This is a genomic window from Paenibacillus puerhi (genome assembly GCF_009846885.1).
GTDB lineage: Bacteria > Bacillota > Bacilli > Paenibacillales > NBRC-103111 > Paenibacillus_G > Paenibacillus_G puerhi.
This window is the reverse complement of record NZ_WUWM01000002.1, coordinates 88,688-104,596: the sequence shown is the minus strand read 5'-3', so window position 1 is coordinate 104,596 and position 15,909 is coordinate 88,688. Positions and strand designations below refer to the sequence as shown.

General features: G+C 51.3%; 22 protein-coding genes. 12 read left to right on the top strand and 10 right to left on the bottom strand.

The window, feature by feature from the left end; all coding sequences use genetic code 11:
• Window positions 1–1,197 carry a glycine oxidase ThiO gene (gene thiO / locus GSF01_RS02305; protein WP_235941229.1) on the bottom strand — a complete coding sequence of 399 codons (1,197 nt, stop codon included), beginning with the start codon at window positions 1,195–1,197 and terminating at the stop codon, window positions 1–3.
• On the bottom strand, window positions 1,190–1,843 hold the full coding sequence (locus GSF01_RS02300) for a thiamine phosphate synthase (RefSeq protein WP_159881411.1): 654 nt from the start codon (window positions 1,841–1,843) through the stop codon (window positions 1,190–1,192). Before GSF01_RS02300 ends, thiO begins: the two co-directional genes overlap by 8 nt.
• Window positions 1,844–2,046: 203 nt before the next feature.
• Between GSF01_RS02300 and thiD the strand changes: the two genes are divergently transcribed.
• The 6 genes from thiD (at window position 2,047) to GSF01_RS02275 (ending at window position 4,876) form a co-directional block, all read left to right on the top strand.
• The gene (gene thiD / locus GSF01_RS02295) at window positions 2,047–2,874 is read left to right on the top strand and encodes a bifunctional hydroxymethylpyrimidine kinase/phosphomethylpyrimidine kinase (RefSeq protein WP_159881410.1); all 828 of its coding nucleotides are present in this window, start codon (window positions 2,047–2,049) and stop codon (window positions 2,872–2,874) included.
• Between the two features lie 9 nt (window positions 2,875–2,883).
• On the top strand, window positions 2,884–2,991 hold the full coding sequence (locus tag GSF01_RS29220) for a FeoB-associated Cys-rich membrane protein (RefSeq protein ID WP_201305302.1): 108 nt from the start codon (window positions 2,884–2,886) through the stop codon (window positions 2,989–2,991).
• Window positions 2,992–2,997: 6 nt separating this feature from the next.
• A complete protein-coding gene (locus GSF01_RS02290; protein ID WP_159881409.1) occupies window positions 2,998–3,438 on the top strand; it encodes a DUF86 domain-containing protein in 441 nt (146 codons plus the stop codon).
• Window positions 3,439–3,659: 221 nt separating this feature from the next.
• Window positions 3,660–4,307, top strand: coding sequence for a helix-turn-helix transcriptional regulator (locus GSF01_RS02285; protein ID WP_159881408.1), 648 nt, complete (start codon window positions 3,660–3,662; stop codon window positions 4,305–4,307).
• 207 nt (window positions 4,308–4,514) lie between these two features.
• Entirely contained in the window at window positions 4,515–4,679 is a 165-nt protein-coding gene (locus tag GSF01_RS02280; RefSeq protein ID WP_159881407.1) for a hypothetical protein, read from the top strand.
• The gene (locus tag GSF01_RS02275) at window positions 4,676–4,876 is read left to right on the top strand and encodes a hypothetical protein (protein WP_159881406.1); all 201 of its coding nucleotides are present in this window, start codon (window positions 4,676–4,678) and stop codon (window positions 4,874–4,876) included. Before GSF01_RS02280 ends, GSF01_RS02275 begins: the two co-directional genes overlap by 4 nt.
• A 103-nt stretch (window positions 4,877–4,979) precedes the next feature.
• Here the strand turns inward: GSF01_RS02275 and GSF01_RS02270 are convergent, their stop codons facing one another.
• From GSF01_RS02270 to GSF01_RS02260, 3 genes are all read right to left on the bottom strand, one after another.
• The gene (locus GSF01_RS02270) at window positions 4,980–6,044 is read right to left on the bottom strand and encodes a glycoside hydrolase family 130 protein (RefSeq protein ID WP_159881405.1); all 1,065 of its coding nucleotides are present in this window, start codon (window positions 6,042–6,044) and stop codon (window positions 4,980–4,982) included.
• Window positions 6,045–6,048: 4 nt separating this feature from the next.
• Entirely contained in the window at window positions 6,049–6,564 is a 516-nt protein-coding gene (gene def / locus GSF01_RS02265; RefSeq protein ID WP_159881619.1) for a peptide deformylase, read from the bottom strand.
• A gap of 96 nt (window positions 6,565–6,660) precedes the next feature.
• A complete protein-coding gene (locus tag GSF01_RS02260; RefSeq protein ID WP_235941228.1) occupies window positions 6,661–7,908 on the bottom strand; it encodes an LCP family protein in 1,248 nt (415 codons plus the stop codon).
• 211 nt (window positions 7,909–8,119) lie between these two features.
• Between GSF01_RS02260 and GSF01_RS02255 the strand changes: the two genes are divergently transcribed.
• Window positions 8,120–8,686: an FAD-dependent oxidoreductase gene (locus GSF01_RS02255; RefSeq protein ID WP_159881403.1), complete on the top strand. Its 567-nt coding sequence runs from the start codon at window positions 8,120–8,122 to the stop codon at window positions 8,684–8,686.
• Between the two features lie 40 nt (window positions 8,687–8,726).
• On the opposite strand, the gene GSF01_RS02250 is transcribed toward GSF01_RS02255, so the two are convergent.
• A complete protein-coding gene (locus tag GSF01_RS02250; RefSeq protein ID WP_159881402.1) occupies window positions 8,727–9,362 on the bottom strand; it encodes a bifunctional 4-hydroxy-2-oxoglutarate aldolase/2-dehydro-3-deoxy-phosphogluconate aldolase in 636 nt (211 codons plus the stop codon).
• A gap of 256 nt (window positions 9,363–9,618) precedes the next feature.
• Here GSF01_RS02250 and GSF01_RS02245 point away from each other — a divergent pair, with 256 nt between their 5' ends.
• Both GSF01_RS02245 and GSF01_RS02240 read left to right on the top strand, forming a co-directional pair.
• Window positions 9,619–10,032 (top strand): DUF948 domain-containing protein, encoded by a 414-nt coding sequence (locus GSF01_RS02245; protein WP_159881401.1) that lies wholly within the window; start codon window positions 9,619–9,621, stop codon window positions 10,030–10,032.
• Between the two features lie 6 nt (window positions 10,033–10,038).
• Window positions 10,039–10,458, top strand: coding sequence for a YtxH domain-containing protein (locus GSF01_RS02240; protein ID WP_159881400.1), 420 nt, complete (start codon window positions 10,039–10,041; stop codon window positions 10,456–10,458).
• A 136-nt stretch (window positions 10,459–10,594) separates the two neighbouring features.
• Here the strand turns inward: GSF01_RS02240 and GSF01_RS02235 are convergent, their stop codons facing one another.
• Window positions 10,595–11,572, bottom strand: a complete 978-nt coding sequence (locus tag GSF01_RS02235) for a glycoside hydrolase family 43 protein (RefSeq protein ID WP_159881399.1) — start codon at window positions 11,570–11,572, stop codon at window positions 10,595–10,597.
• Window positions 11,573–12,176: 604 nt separating this feature from the next.
• Here GSF01_RS02235 and GSF01_RS02230 point away from each other — a divergent pair.
• The gene (locus GSF01_RS02230; protein ID WP_159881398.1) at window positions 12,177–12,338 is read left to right on the top strand and encodes a hypothetical protein; all 162 of its coding nucleotides are present in this window, start codon (window positions 12,177–12,179) and stop codon (window positions 12,336–12,338) included.
• A gap of 501 nt (window positions 12,339–12,839) precedes the next feature.
• Here the strand turns inward: GSF01_RS02230 and GSF01_RS02225 are convergent.
• From GSF01_RS02225 to GSF01_RS02215, 3 genes are read right to left on the bottom strand one after another with little or no spacing between them, the layout of a single operon-like run.
• Window positions 12,840–13,166: a helix-turn-helix domain-containing protein gene (locus GSF01_RS02225; RefSeq protein ID WP_159881397.1), complete on the bottom strand. Its 327-nt coding sequence runs from the start codon at window positions 13,164–13,166 to the stop codon at window positions 12,840–12,842.
• Window positions 13,156–13,329: a YvrJ family protein gene (locus GSF01_RS02220; RefSeq protein WP_235941227.1), complete on the bottom strand. Its 174-nt coding sequence runs from the start codon at window positions 13,327–13,329 to the stop codon at window positions 13,156–13,158. Before GSF01_RS02220 ends, GSF01_RS02225 begins: the two co-directional genes overlap by 11 nt.
• 5 nt (window positions 13,330–13,334) lie before the next feature.
• Window positions 13,335–13,934 (bottom strand): sigma-70 RNA polymerase sigma factor region 4 domain-containing protein, encoded by a 600-nt coding sequence (locus GSF01_RS02215; protein ID WP_159881395.1) that lies wholly within the window; start codon window positions 13,932–13,934, stop codon window positions 13,335–13,337.
• A 323-nt stretch (window positions 13,935–14,257) separates the two neighbouring features.
• Between GSF01_RS02215 and GSF01_RS02210 the strand changes: the two genes are divergently transcribed.
• Together GSF01_RS02210 and GSF01_RS02205 are read left to right on the top strand one after the other, a co-directional pair.
• Window positions 14,258–14,965, top strand: coding sequence for a hypothetical protein (locus tag GSF01_RS02210; protein WP_159881394.1), 708 nt, complete (start codon window positions 14,258–14,260; stop codon window positions 14,963–14,965).
• A 151-nt stretch (window positions 14,966–15,116) separates the two neighbouring features.
• Window positions 15,117–15,692, top strand: a complete 576-nt coding sequence (locus tag GSF01_RS02205; RefSeq protein ID WP_159881393.1) for a stalk domain-containing protein — start codon at window positions 15,117–15,119, stop codon at window positions 15,690–15,692.
• Window positions 15,693–15,909 lie beyond the last annotated feature (217 nt).

The window sequence follows — 15,909 nt, the reverse complement described above, 5'->3', positions numbered from 1 at the left end:
CTATCGGATGAGAGGGATTTGCTGTTCAGCCAGCCTCTCCGCTCTCGCCGGGGCAAAGGGCGCCAGGTCAAGCTCCGTGGCGCTCCCTTGAGCCAACTGGGCGACGAGCCGTCCCGTGATCGGGGCAAGCAGGATGCCATTGCGATAATGACCGGTCGCGAAGATCAAGCCGGGCGCGCCCTCCCAGGCGCCGATGAAGGGCAGCTCGTCCTCTGTTCCGGGACGAAGACCTGTCCAGGTCGACACAAATTCGGCATCGGCCATTCGCGGCAGCAGCGCTGCCGCTTTTTCATGCAGATCGGCGATCGCGCTTACTTTAGCGCGCTTGTCAAAGCCTACCTGCTGCTGGGTAGCGCCGATGATATACGTGCCATCGCTCTTAGGGACGATGTAGCAGCCCTTGGTAAATACCGTAGCCCGGATCAGCGGCGCGTCCGTACGCACCGAGATGCATTGGCCCTTCACGGGGAAGATCGGCAGCTTCAGGCCGAGCGTCTCGGCTAACGGAGAGCTCCAGGCTCCTGCCGCCAGCACGACTAGATCGGCGTAAAGCTCGCCCTCGGGTGTATCCGCGCCGCAGACTCGCCCGGTTTCATCCGTCAGCAGCTTTGTAGCCGGTGTCCATTCCTTGATCAGGCAGCCTTGCCGGCTGATGGCGGCCTTCAGGGACTTCGCCAGCCAGACGGGATGCACCTGATGGTCGGCGGGCAGATACAGACCTCCGCGGACAGCGGGGGAGAGCTCGGATTCGACGCGAAGCAGTTCTTCGGCCGACATCCAGTCCGCATCGCGCATCCAGGGGAGGCGGCTGCGAAGCTCGGCTTCATCCTCGTCGGTCATCGCCGCTCGCAGGATGCCCTCCGCTATGTACTGCGTGGGGATGCCGCTCCAATCTTCCAGCTCACGGACCCATTCCCGGTACATCCCGAGGCTGGCCCGGCAAAGCTCATAGAAGGGGCCGTCGCGATGGATCTCTACCTGAGCCCCCAGCATGCCCGCTGCCGCCGTGGAGGCCTCCAGGCTCCAGCCTCCTTTATCGAGCAGGGTGCAGGCAAACCCGGCCTTGCCCAGCTCGTAAGCGGAGGCGGCTCCGATCACACCGCTTCCGATGATGAGGGCCGTGGGAGTTTCCAGGCCGGATCGTCCGCTGTCCTGGAGGGCTTGCGTGCGCATCATTGCGCTTGCGTGGTTATTCATACGAATTCTCTCCTTGAGGTAGGGTGGGGGACATCCCGTCCAGCGCCTGGCGGAACCGCTCGACCTGCAGCCCGGGTTCCCTGTGCAGCAGGATAGAGGAAAGCACGGCAATGCCGCCGGCACCAGCCGCCAGTACTTCTTCGGTACGCTCCGGGGTCACCCCTCCGATGGCGATAACGGGCACAGGCGAAGACTTCACGGTCTGCGAGAGCGCCTGCAGACCACGTGCCGGCAGTCCGGGCTTGGATCCGGATTCATACACATGGCCGAAAAGAACGAAGTCGGCTCCTTGGGCTGCGGCCTCCGCCGCTTCTTCCGGCGCATGGACCGATCTGCCGATCAGCATGGCAGCGGGCAGCAGGGAGCGGGCTTCGGCAGGAGACAGACTGCCGAACCCCAGCTGGACGCCGCCGGCTTGAACGGCCAGCGCCGCATCCACCCGGTCATTCAACAGAACGGAGGCCCTGGGGAGCAGAGGCTTGAGCGTCTGATACCAGTGGATCAGCTCCCGGGCCGTACGGTGCTTCTCCCGGATATGCAGCGCATCGATCAGCCGAACGGGGAGATCGCGGATAATGGCCGCAACCTCATCAAGCTCTTGGCAGCCGGTGGTTATGAGATGAAGCTGCTTGATTCTTCTATTCATCGGCGATGGAACCCGCCCTTTCCGATATTCATCTTTATGTCATCATACCGCCGTGTATCTCCGCCGTCAAAGCGTTTGCGAAAGTTGTCAAAAAATGCTCACGAAAGGGACGGGTCTTGCCCTGTCAACCTCCTTGACTAGTGAAGCGGAGGAAGACTAAACTAGAGGGAAGGCGTTTTAAAGCGGAGAGGATTGAGAAATCGATGAAGGTCTATAAAGCATTGACCATTGCGGGATCGGATAGCGGAGGCGGCGCCGGTATTCAGGCCGATCTGAAGACGTTCCAGATGCTCGATGTTTACGGGATGTCGGCGATCACCGCCATAACGGCTCAGAATACGCTTGGGGTCCATGGCATTTATGATATTCCCCTAGAGGGTATAGAGAGGCAGCTGGAGTCCGTTCTGTCCGATCTGGGCGCGGATGCGGTCAAGACCGGGATGCTGTCGCAGCCTGAGGTTATCGAGCTGGTCGCGGGCAGCATGCGGAAGTGGGGACTGTCCAAGCTGGTCGTCGACCCGGTCATGATAGCCAAGGGCGGTGCGAGCCTGCTGGCCGCTTCCGCCCAGCAAGCCCTCAGGGACAAGCTGCTGCCGCTGGCCGCCGTCGTGACGCCCAATATCCCGGAAGCCGAGGTGCTGACGGGGCTGAAGATTTCGTCTCTGGACGATATGAAGAAGGCGGCAACCGTGCTTGTCCGCGAATATGGAGCGGGCGCGGCTGTAGTCAAGGGCGGTCATCGCAGCGGCGAACCGATCGACGTGATCTATGACGGCGAATCGCATCACCTGCTGCAGGGCGTGCGTTACGAAACGCGTCATACCCATGGGACAGGCTGCACCTTTTCTGCTGCGATCTGTGCGGAGCTGGCGAAGGGCCTTCCCCTGCTGGAGGCGGCGCATACCGCCAAGCGGTTCATTACGCTTGCGATTCGCGAGGAGCTGGGGATCGGGGCGGGCCATGGACCGACCAATCACTGGGCTTATGCCCGGGAGCAGGCGGCTGAGCGTGTCCTGGACAAGAAGGAGTGACGAAGCTTCATGAGTTATGAATATTTAATGCAGGCCGTCTTGCTGATCGTATTGTTGATGGCTGCGTTTCCGGCCGTTATCCTATGGTCCAAATGGAAAAAGAAAAAGCGGGGATAAACAACTATGTACTATGTAGATCAAGAACAGATTGACCGGAGGCTCGCCTTCATTCCTACACTGCTTCAAGCCTGTCGGGAGCTGCAGGAAGAGAGCGAAACCGCGGAGTTTGGCGACGGGTCGCTGCTTTTTCATCTGGCCCAGGAGCGTACTCTGGTGCTGGCTATCGAAACGGTAACCGATATAGGCAGCCTGCTGATCGATGCCTTTATGATGCGGGATGCGAGCAGTTACGAGGATATTGTGGAGATTCTGTCCGGCGAGAAGGTTATTGACGCTGAGCTTGCATCCGTCCTGACTGCGCTTGTGCAGATGCGCCGTTTCCTCACGCAGGATTATACGGAAATCTCCCGTACAGGGCTGCATCCATTGATCGGCGCGCTTCCTGAAGCTCTGGGCGGGTTCGCAGCAGCCGTGCCGGCGTTTATTAGCAAAGAGTCCCTGTAAGCTGTGCCTCAGGTCTTAGCCGTCCATGCGACGCCCCAAGCGCCGATCGGACGGCTATTTGCGATTGGTCCAGGGACTAGCTTCCTGAATTAGTATTTTACATACATTTTAGTATACTAATTTACTTATACCTGTTTTTCATATACAATGAGTGTATCTAAACGTATACGCTTGGCTTGTCGAATGATGGCGACCTGTGCTGGAAGGATGGTGAGACCCCGATGAATAATCAGGAAGCGGAAGTGCCCACTCGCAAAGTTATAGTCACGCTGCTTAAGACCAAAGGGCCGCAAAGCGTCGGCGAACTGTCCAGACAGCTCGGTATCACCGAGATGGCGGTACGCCGTCACCTGCATACGTTGGAGAGAGATAATCTGATCGAGTCCAGGCTGGTACGTCAGGCTATGGGCAGACCGACTCATTTATACTCGTTGGCACCCGCTGCCGATGATTTATTTCCCAAGAAATATCAGCATCTGACCTTGGATCTGCTTGAGGAGCTTGCGGCATTGGCCGGCCCGGGACAAGTGGACCTGCTGTTCGAACGGCGCAAGGAACGGCTGATCGGAAGATATGAGGACCGGATGACGGGCAAGCCGTTGGCCGATAGAGTCAAGGAGCTGGCGGATATTCAACATGCCAACGGTTATATGGTCAATCTGGAGACTAGAGATGACGGCAGCTTCGTGCTGCAAGAGCATAATTGTCCGATCTCCCAAGTAGCGAAGCAGTACAACCATGCATGCAGCTGCGAGCTGGCGATGTTCCGTGATTTGCTCGGGACGGATGCGGCTGTGGAGCGTACTGAGTGCTTGGCTAAGGGCGGAAGTAAATGCTCCTATGTCATTCAGGAGATCGAAGAACCGTAAATAAACTTGACCGTTTCTCTCCATTGGAGAAGGAACGGTTTTTTTTGTCGGGAGAGCGAGCTCATCTTGCCGAGAATACTACGCACGTGCAGGCTGACGAGGCGGGAGCGGGGCGAACCCGGCATATGCATAGTTTCCCTGTGGGCCCGGGCATACTGAATCTGAGGATTCACGTTGTATGTTCACGAGATAGGAGGGGATAGTACCATGCCTAGCAACCAGGATGCACATTTCGAGAGGCGGCTGACCGGACAAGAAGGTTCCGATTATTGGTTTGACGCTATTCCCGATGCGGAAGACGGATGGTTCGCCTTGGAAGAGGAACGGGAACTGGAGCAGCAAGCCGAAGCGGAGTGGAGGATAAAGCTGTGAGCCGATTGCATGAGATCGTGGAAAATCATGAGCAGCTTGGGCAGCTCCATGCAGTTCTTAGCTATTACGGAGTAAATGCCGCGTTCGTGGCCTCTTCTCTGCTTCAGGCTCTCGAACAGGAGCAGGGGCAAGAGGAGCAGCAGCCACCCGATCAGGAGCTTCTGACCGATCTGAAGCAATTGATCGCTTCCTGCTGATATCTGTGCGAGCGGACAGAGAAAACCCCCTTTCAGCCAGCGAATGCAGGAGATGCATAGCTGGCTGAAAGGGGGTTCTTTGTCGACCCATGTCGAGGCTTGCTCAGGTATCGAAGACAAGCTGAGCGAGTACGTCGGATAGACTTAGCTCCGCGCAGGCCATCGAAGTATCGGCCGCGCCATAATACATTCGGATCGTATCTCCGTCCAGCAGAACCCCGCAGGAAAAAACTACTCCACCGAAAAATCCATGGAGCTCATAGTCGGTCTCAGGCTCCAGGATGGGTCCCGGCGTGCGGGCAAGCACCTTGCCGGGGTCATCCGCATCAAGCAGGACGGCGCCCATGCAGTAACGGTCGTTGCGGTCCGCGGCATGGTACAGCTCCAGCCAACCGGCTTCGACCCGCAAAGGAACCGCACCGCCTCCGATACGCCCGCTATCCCAGGCATCCTCTCTTAGTCCCATCAGAAATCGATGATTGCCCCAGTGCAGCAGATCGGGAGATTCCGAGATCCATATCTCCGGCTGCCCGATAGCTTTGGGGACAGGACGAGTTAACGCATAATAAAGACCTCCGATGGATTCGGGGAAAAGAATGACATCCTTATTCTCCGGAGGGAAAATAAGACCATGCCGCTGCGTCCGCACAAAATCCCGAGTGGACGCTAAGCCCACGCCTACGCCCTTGGAGGAAACGGCGCTGTAGGTGATGCAATAGGTATCGCCGATCCGGGTAATCCGGGGGTCCTCCACGCCGAAGGTCTCCAGCTCTGAAGCAGGAAGAAGGAAGGCTTGATCATCTACCGCAAAATGCCTTCCATCGGTACTGCGGGCAAGCCGGAGATAGGAGATCGAGGTCAAATACACCGTGCTCCCTGTTCGGGCGTCCTTGACCACCCGGGCATCCGAGAAATCATACCTCGCATCCGAGCTATCGAGCCGGACGGATACCGCCTTCCCTGAGGCCGGTTCGAAATACGCAGTAAGAATAGAGCCATCCTCCGAGCCCAGCGGTCGTTCCGCAACGCGAAGCAGCATCAGAATCTGGCCATCCATCCGGGCGATCCCCGCATTGAATGCGCCGATAACCTCAAAGCCCTCCCAAAGCGGCTTAATGCCGGATGGAGTCAGCAGCGGATTTTCCTCATACCTATACACATGCCCCACAGTATCACCCCTGTTTGGATAACCGGATCAGGTCCAGAACACGGATCGGTTTATCCGTCGTTTCGTCGTACAGGTCTCCTTGCTTCACGTGGTCGATGTATAATATTCCGTCAAGATGATCGATTTCATGCTGCATGCATACGGCCAAATGCCCCTCTGCCTCCAGTACGGTCTCCTCGCCCGAACGCGTCAGCGTCTTTACCTTAATAGCTTGCGCGCGGGTGACGAAGCCGTAAACGTTCGGGATCGACAAGCAGCCCTCTGCGCCCTCTTGGCTTCCGCTGCGCTCGATGATCTCGGGATTGATCAGCTCGATGAGACCGGTGCCGCAATCCAGCACAGCCGCTCGCTTGGCAATGCCTACTTGAGGAGCGGCCAAGCCTGCCCGACCGGGGACGGCATATAACGTATCGCGCAAGTCGTCCAGCAATTTGATGATCGTCGAATTCACAGCGCCAATCGGGCGGCATTTTTCACGGAGAACGGGGTCTCCGATGTTGCGTATGATTTTCTCTGCCATAATCCTCACCTTTTTCCCATCCTTGGTTCCCATAAGTATACACGATAGGACGGGGAGGAGGGAAGGAGTTGTGTCGGGCGGATACGGTTCCGCTGCTTAACGGCTTTTATAAGCAGGAGTTACACTGCTGTTGCTTGAGCTGTTGCTTGAGCTGCTGCTTGAGCTGCTGCTTGTGCTTGTGCTACTGCCTGTGCTTGTGCTACTGCCTGTGCTTGTGCTACTGCCTGTGCTTGTGCTGTTCCCCGGGCTGGAAGCCGGTTTCTTCTGGGCGGGATCGATGCCGAATTTAGTACTCAGAATACTATACGTCGAACCGGTAACGGTAGAACTCGAGCCTGCTGCAGAGGTTGAAGAGTCCGATGGGAGCCCAAGCTGGGTTCTCAGCGCCGCGATGGCTGCCGTAAGGTCCTCTTCCTTCGGCACGATAAACCGGCCGTCCCAACGTCCGTCTATGTTCATGAATTCGATATGATCGGGCTTCAGCTTCTGGAACGATAAGATAAACTTGCGCAGGGTATCGGCCGGAATATCCGTCTTCACGTTGCGCCCTGCGATCTCGAGAATGCCTCCCCACTGGGCAATGCCGCCCAGGGAGGTCATCTTGTTCAACAGCTTGTCGAGCACAAGCTGCTGCCGTTCGTTGCGGGCGATGTCGGACGATTCCTCCGTGCCGCGGTTGGACTTGCGGTAGCGCAAGAAATCCAGCGTGTTTTTGCCGTCCAGCCTCTGCAGGCCCTTCTTCAGATTGATATTGGTCCCGTCCCAGGTGTCCACATATCTCATGTCCATATCGACGTTGATGTCCAGACCGCCAAGCTCGTCGACGACCTCGCGGAATCCGTCGAAATCGATCACGGCCATGTAGTCCAAGGGCACGTCGAACATACTGCCGAAAAACTCGCGGGTCTTCGTCAGGGAAGTGGTCTTGTCTTGATTGTTATAATACGCATAATAATAGTTGGCCTTCTGATTGGAGATGCCGAAGGCTTTGGGCTTCAGCTCAAAATCCCGCGGGATGGAAACGACCGTCGCGGAGCGCCGTTCGGGATTCAAGCTGACCATCATCAGCACGTCGGTATTCATAGATCCTCCGCTGCCATCGCGGCTGTCAACACCGGCCAGCAGAAAGCTCATCGGCTTCAATTCCTTCGTCTCCGCAACCGGAGTCGTATCCGAGGGCTTCTGCGATACGGTCTCGATCGGCTGGGACATTTGCTTGAGTGCCGTATCCGCTTTATGTAAGAGATAGCCGGCAAAGCCTAAGGCTCCGGCACCGATAACAGCTAATGTGATGAGGGTGTTGCGAAGCGTCTTGCGATTCTTGGGTTTACTCTGTCGCGACATAGACATCGGCCATCCTCTCGTAAGTTGTCGAATTCAGTCAAAGTGTTAGACGAAAGAGAGTTAAAAAAAGTTGTAACTTTTTTGAATAGTTTCGAAGAAAAGTCCTATTTGTCATTACCCAGCCAGATAAGTCGTAACACAAATTGACAAAGGCTTAGGTTTGGAAGGATAATGAAGGCTGTACGATCTTACGAAAGGGGAAATTGAAGCCATGTCCTTTGAAGTTGCGATTATCGGAGCGGGCCCTGCGGGAGCCAGCGCAGCATTGTTTACGGCCAAGGCCGGAAAGAAGACCGTCCTGCTCGACAGCGATCAAAGCATTACGAAGCGTGCCTGGATCGAGAATCATTATGGAGCAGCCGAGATCTCGGGGCCCGATCTGATCGAGATCGGCAAGAAGCAGGCGACCAAGTTCGGAGCCGAGCTGGTGCAGACGAAAGCGGCAGCCATCGTGAAGACCGATGGAGGCTTTAGGATCGAGACGGAAAATGGAAGCTTCGACGCCAAGCATGTCATCCTGGCTACCGGGCTTTCGGTCGATCTGGCTGAGAGCGCCGGCGTGCAAACCAAGCCAGGGACGGAGCCGCGCATTAAGACTGTAATCGATGCACAGCCGGATGGGAAAACGAACGTGCCGGGCATCTGGGCTGCCGGAACGGTAGCGGGCGTAAGCGTACACACGATTGTAACAGCCGGAGACGGCGCGAAAGTTGCCATTAATGTCATCAGTGAGCTTAACGGGGAACGTTATGTCGATCATGATGTGCTGAAAGCATAAAGGAGAAGCGGCCGCCGGCCGCTTTTTTTGTTTTCCCGTCTTATCCCGCCGAACATTGGACAAGTCTTGCCGCTTTATCCCGAATCCCGTCCAGGTTGCCGTCCGCGATCTGCTTCAGATTGATCAGGGAACCGCCAATTCCGACTCCGTAGCAGCCTAATTGGATATAATCCCGGATATTATCCTCGCGAACGCCGCCTACGGCCATCATGGGAATATGACCCAGGGGGCCCATCAGTTCCTTCATGTACCCGTAACCAAGACTGGCATTCGGGAAAATTTTGACTGCCGTTGCTCCGGCCTTATAAGCTCGCACAACCTCAGTCGGCGTCATGGCGCCCGGGAAGATGGGAAGTCCCCGCTTGCAAGCGAATTCAATAACGGCCTCATCCAGGTTGGGAGTGACCAGGTAAGAGGCCCCGGCATCGAAGGCCTTGCGAGCATCGTCCAGATCCAGCACCGTCCCGGCTCCGATGAACATACGCTCCCCGAGCTGCTCCTGAAGCCGCTCGATCATCGAGAGAGCCCCCTCCGTATTGAGCGTCACCTCCATAACCGGAATCCCCCCGCGCAGCAGGGCATCCGCTACGCCTACAATATGCCGCTCCTCCACACCTCTGACGATAGCCATAATCTTTACGGCTTCCAGCAACTGCAGTCCTTGCTCCTTGTTCATGCTTGGCCTCCCTCAATATTTCGTAGATTGACTCTATTATACCCGTACCGCAGGCGGACCAACAACGTACTTCGACAATAAATAAGACGAACTTTCAACATGCGGGAACGATCGCTTGTCCTTTTTTGGAGAAAAGTGTAGCAAATGGGATACCGCCTACTTATACTGTACTATCTCATAGGCATTCGTCTAGGGGAGAGTGATGTGACGGGGGTGGGGGCTTGTGGTTTGGTGGCAGTGGGGAGCAGCGTTTTGTATGGTCGCATTTGTAGCGTCTTCCATCTGTTTTGTCCGTTTTTTACTCTATACCCACGCCCTCTTGCGGCTCGGTGAATCGTCGATCGATCGCTTGCAAAGGCAGGCGCTGCGCACGGCCAGGGAATCGGAGAAGATGATCGAAGCCTCCGTTCTTCTCATCGAAGATCTTCAACAGAAGCTGGACGCGCTGGATGCCTGGTTCCAAGCGGCGAACGAAGCCGGAGAAGCCGTGCGGCGGGCTACCCGCTCCGTCAGCATGATCTCCCAGACCGTAGAAGATACGGTTCAGGAAGCAAGGCGAGCGGTACATACCCGTCAGGACGCCGTTAGCGATCTGATGGAGTGGACTATGCGCGGCCTTACACTCGCTTCCCGTTTCCAGCCTTCAAAACCATCCAAAACCAAGGAGTGAGTAGCCATGTCCGAAGAAAACAAAGGCAAGGAATTTCTCGTTGGAGCCGTTGTCGGGAGTATATTGGGAGCCATTACCGCGCTTCTGCTGGCTCCCAAGTCGGGTAAAGAGCTGCGTTCGGATATTGCCGAGGGCTATCAGCAGGCTAGCGAGAAAACCCAGCAGGTGGCAAGCGAAGTAAGCGAGAAGACGAAGCAGCTGGCAACCGAGGTTTCGGTCAAAACCAGCTCCGCTGCCAAAACGATCAGCCGGCAGACAGCTGAATGGACCGGGAAGGCCAAGGAGCTTGCCGTTCAGGCCCGCGACGGGGTGAAGGCATGGCGTAAAGCCCATGAAGGGGAAGGGCTGGCGGAAGCCCCGGTAGCTCCTGTAGCGGCTACGACGACCGAGACGGATGAAGAGCCGCCGGGCGAGGGCAGAGAGTGAGCAAAATAAGGAAAGAAGCGCCTCCCTGCTGCAGAAGCCGAGCAGCAGGGAGGCGCCATTAGCCGATAGCCTATGGAACATAAGGCTACTGCAGGGCCAGCGCTTGTTGAAGCGACTGCCCCTGTTGAGCAAGCTTTTACTTATAAGGATCGATTGTCTGAATCGTCCCGTCTTCGTTATATCTCAATTCCGTATACTTCACGCAGCGTTTATGATTCACGCCATCCGACAAGGAGCAATCATGGTAAAACAAGTACCATTTATCTTCAAACGAAACAATGGAGTGATGGGTAGTCCAACCGATTACCGGAGTCAAAATCGTTCCCTTGAACGTATACGGCCCCTTCAGATTTTGGCTTACCGCATACACAATCTTGTGAGTAGTGCCTGTCGAATAGGATAAATAGTAAAGACCGTTATACTTATGGATCCATGGACCTTCAAAGTATCTGCGGTCTTCGTCTCCAGCGAGGATGGGCTTACCTTCCTCATCAAGAATGGAGATTTCCCATGTAGCTTGAAACGACCGCATATCCTCGCTCATTAATGCCAAGCGCGGCCCCAACGCAGGCTCATCCGGAGCCGGCCCAGTGACATTGGGATCGAAAGTACCGGACTGCCACTTCTCCAACTGACCGCCCCAAAGACCGCCAAAGCTTACATATACGCTGTTATCCTCCTCCACATACACGGCTGGGTCGATGCTAAAGCTTCCCTTAATGTAATTCTCATGCGGTGTAAATGGACCCGCCGGCGATGCGCCCTCAGCTACCCCGATTCTGAATATCCCCTCATGGTCACGCGCAGGAAAAAATAAATAGTACGTACCATCCTTGACTGCAGCATCTGGCGCCCATAGTTGTTTGGATGCCCAAGGGATGTCGTTTAGATGGAGAACTTGCCCATGATCAACGACGGGCGAATCGAAATTATCCATGGAAAAGACATGGTAATCTTCCATAGCATACTGATCCCCGTTGTCGTTATCCGGCCCGTCGTGATCCAGATCGTGAGAAGGATATATGTATATTTTCCCTTCGAAAACATGCGCAGACGGATCGGCAGTAAACAGATGAGAGACTAACGGTTGTTTGGGCAGGGGAACATTTGTCATGATGGATTCTCCTCGTTTCAAATTTTGCCAGTCTAACTGATTTTCTGGACAAGCTGTCTAAAGCTTATCATAACCTTTGTCTAACAACCTTCATATGAGACAATTGCACAATTTTTTTCAATATTATACGTATTTGATAGAATTGAGAAAGGTTCCAACGAAAAAAATGACTGTGCTTAGGACTAATCCTTTCATAGCCGTAAACCAGTAAGATTGCTCATATCCAATCAAAAAGTGAAAGTCCGATGCCGTTATATCCTGAATGATCCTTTGACCGGCCAGAAAGAACAAAATAAAGCTAATTCCCCCCGTAAAAGTTAAACCAAACAGATTTTTTCGAGTTATGTGTAAATCTGAAAGCCTGTAGAACGTGGACATGAGGATAGCCGTCGTTATCAGTGTAAGTAGATAGGAAAATTCACCTTGGCGTATAGCGGCCATTCTTACAGAGTGAGCAAATAGATATTCAATCCATAGACTCGTACTATATGCCGTCAAGCCTATCAAACAGCCGCATAAAAAAGTGGAAATCTTTTTCACTTAGTAGGCTCCTCATTAAACATATGGTTCCAAATAAATCAATTATAATGCTATTATTGGAAAAATGAAAGAATCTGTTGAGCAGCTGATCGGGGCCGAGCAGCGTGGAACGCCACCAGCTAGCGAAGTGCCGAAGATCGAGAAAGATCTGTCCGCGTTGCAAAGCACGTTTAAGGCTATCGACCGGGCTTTCAAAGCGATTGACCAAGAACGAAATCAGATGTAGCAGGAGGAATTTAAACGAAAAATGCGGGAACAAGCTAACTTGCAAGAGCGGTATTCGCAGCATGATGAAGATCGGGATCGAGGACGTTAAATAGAAGGGCCGGCAAAGTGCGTGCATTTTGCAATAAGCAAAAGCAGCCCCAATATGGGGGGCTACTCTCTTAGGATAACAAAAAAGCCTATGGCTCGAATGAGAACCAAGGCTCTCTTGTATTCCGGATAAAGGGGATGAATCACATTATGGCATTATGACCTGCAGTGCTCAGAAACAATGGAACCGCTTCTGTTAGTTCGGGTAATCCTAGCATAGCTACCTGTATACATGAGTGTTTTCACGATCATCATGTTCTGAAAATTCAGCTCCCGGACTTTCTTTTTGCAGATACGTGTTTTTCAATCATGCAAGTTCACCTTCCAATGGAAGTCTTTCCTTCATGTCCAATTGGAATGTGCCATATGGATTAACGTGTGTATAGATTAAGGGCGTTACCGCACGTAAATCTTAATGCTGTAGAACTTTTGACTTGTCCAGAATCTTGTAGCACCAGATTTTGTCTAATTCTGACTTCTTCCACGGTCCATTTATGGGTCGTAATTCGTTTAGCTGGCGACAATAAGCTGAGAAATCAGGAGTTTGATTCAAATCGTAAGTCATTATCTTCTTCAAAATCATCTCGACAATGTTTTGCTCAAGATCATCCTGCCGATCCGTTTTAAATTTGGACCTTGCACATCGGATTGCTGGCATAAATAAAGAGATAATTTCCTGCATGGCTTCGCTCTCGCCGCTCTGAGCTCTTTGGACCAAATCGAATAGTTCATTTCCCATGGCTTTCCTCACTCATCTTTTTAATAATGACATCTGCCAGTTTCGAAATGCTTTCGGTTAGCGTTTCGATCTTTTTTTCAAAGCGAATAAGTAGGTATCCGGTAAGTACGATTGGAAATCCAACTTGACTAACTGCTGTAAATAAATATTGAGTGTTGTCCAATGAAGTCACCTCCTCTCGAGCATTGCAAGGCGCAGTTTTTGCAATGCCAAATTTCTAGTTTTGCAAACTGCCTGAGGGGATACACCGATGATTTTGGCGATTTCATTATCTTGATAACATAGGGCGTAGCATAGAGTTGCGATAAGTTGTTGTTTTTGAGTGAGTGCAGCAAACGCGTTTGCCAGGACATCGTTAGAAAATGACGTTTGGAATTGAACTGGATCTGAAAAGATGGGTTCAGATTCCGGCTTCATTTTAGTGCATAAAAGCAATTCACCGAGCGTTCCGTCTCCATCTTCCGAGGCAGGGCGATCAAAAATAAGTTGATTCCGCGTATCGTTCTTTTGGTTGTATCGCGTCTGATCAATCGTACAATATTTGATGGTTGATACTATGAATTTAATAAACCGCACTCGGAAGAAGTGTTTTCGAAACCGCTCTTCTAGTTCCTTTTGACTATCTGTATCGCCATCAAGTGTCTTTAAAAGGAGTTCGATGTTCAACTCCTTTTGGAAGAAATCTTGGATAACACGATCTGAAAAAACGGATCGATTCTCAACGCTATATTCGTAAAATCTTCCTCTTTGAACTTCTGTAAGAGCCATCACAATTCACCTCTATTATGTTGGATCCTTCTATTATTGAAGTGAATTTAGAATCTCAAAAAACAACCCAATAAAACATATGCTTCTATTCTTTTTGGGAAAATAACCATTTAAAGGGAATCGTTGTTTTTTTTGTATTATAGCAAAGAAAAATAAATTATAGGAAATTAAAACAATTTTTTGTAATCTACTGAGTATCCCTATCCTAGTAGAGGTCGTAAAACTTTTTAATAATATTTTCGATAAATGGTTGTTTTTAACTAGGGGATATTTCACTTTAAATAGTAAGCGGCCGCCCAAAAACAAAACGGAGGTAATGACAAATGGCTTACTATGTTTACAGTTCGAAAACAATTAATGGTGTTGATCTTAAGATTATTAAAACTTCACCGAATAACATTAAGTTAACTTACTTGAATGGACAGAGCGTACCGGGATCTGGAAAACTTGGAATGAATGGTGGATTCTTCGAGGATGTACCCGTAAGCGGCCATAGTGGGGGACCGTATGTATATTCTATTGCTGTAAATGATAATGTTCCAGTAAATGGAACCTTCTCGGATTATGGAAGTGGTGGTACGCAGGATGTATCTAGGGGCACTCTAGTATGGAATAAAACAACCCGCGGATATTTCGTTCAAGTAACAAAAAAAGGTGATGAAGCCACGCTTTGGGTTGCTTACGGCGATAAGTATTGGGCACAAGGTGGGATCAGCATGAACCTTCAAGATACTACTAGCAATTGGCATACAACTGCGAAAAATGAAGGAATGCCCGTCATCGATCAATCTTGGTACCGTTCCGGATTACTCTGGAATGACGGATTAAATATATTCCTTGTGGTAAGCACAACTGAATGTACTGCGGCTCAGTTTAGAACTGCTTGCAAAGGCATAGAATCCAACATGAGAGATGGTATTTTTCTGGATGGCGCAAATGCAGCACAAATGAACGTGCCAGGGGTATTCTCTACTTCGCATACCCGTAAACTTGCAGCAATGGTAGAAGTCGTGAATAACGTACAACTATAATGAATGGTTGAAAGTCGATCCAATCTACTAATATTAGTGGATTGGATATTTTTTTTGCCCATTTTTATGATTTTCTGGAAAATTATTATTTCCGATATTCAAAACTGTTGTATAATGAAGATATTATATATTATATAAAGGGAGGGAAATTATGAGAAAGTATTTTATGGGACTAATTAGTGGTGTGATAATCTCAGCTTCAACGGCAGTATATGCATCTGATACGTTGCAAGCTTTTTTATTCCCAGTGGACTATAAAATTAATGAACAGGTAAAAGTCCTAGGTGAAGAATATGTAACTTTAAATTACAATGGCCACGCTTATGTCCCTGTTCGGTTCATTTCTGAGAACCTGGGGGCATACGTAAACTACGATGAAGATCAAAAAAGAATAAACATAAACTACGTTCCGGCTTCATCCGATTATGTTACAGATCAAAATTATCCAAATGTCCATGTCGGAGTTATCAAAGTTGCTAAAGATGGATCCCATACATTAATTGGCGGAATGGTGTCTGTGAATCCGGAATCCAATTCAAACGTAATCCACACATTGGAATTTTCTTTAAAGTTCTTTGATCAAAACAATAATCTTCTCGGAACGTTCCCTTGGAAATCGTCCAATATGCCATTGAAGAATGGTGAAATAAGATACATTATGGATTCATTCCCAGGTGATGCAAGCGCTTATTCTAAAGTTATATTAGAAGTAACATCTTTTAAGTAACCCATAGGGCACGGTTTACCTAGGGCTTGCTGAACAAAGAAAGTCCCTTTATCCACAAGGGATTTGAAGCATTTTTTTCGAATTTATCTGCAAGGAAAATACGGAAAAATGGCAAAAAACCTTGCAGACGGAGTGAGTGGAAATGTTTGTGCCGAACCGCGATCGGTAATTGGAACAAATATTGTTAGTCTGCTAATGTAAACCAAATCAAGTCTCG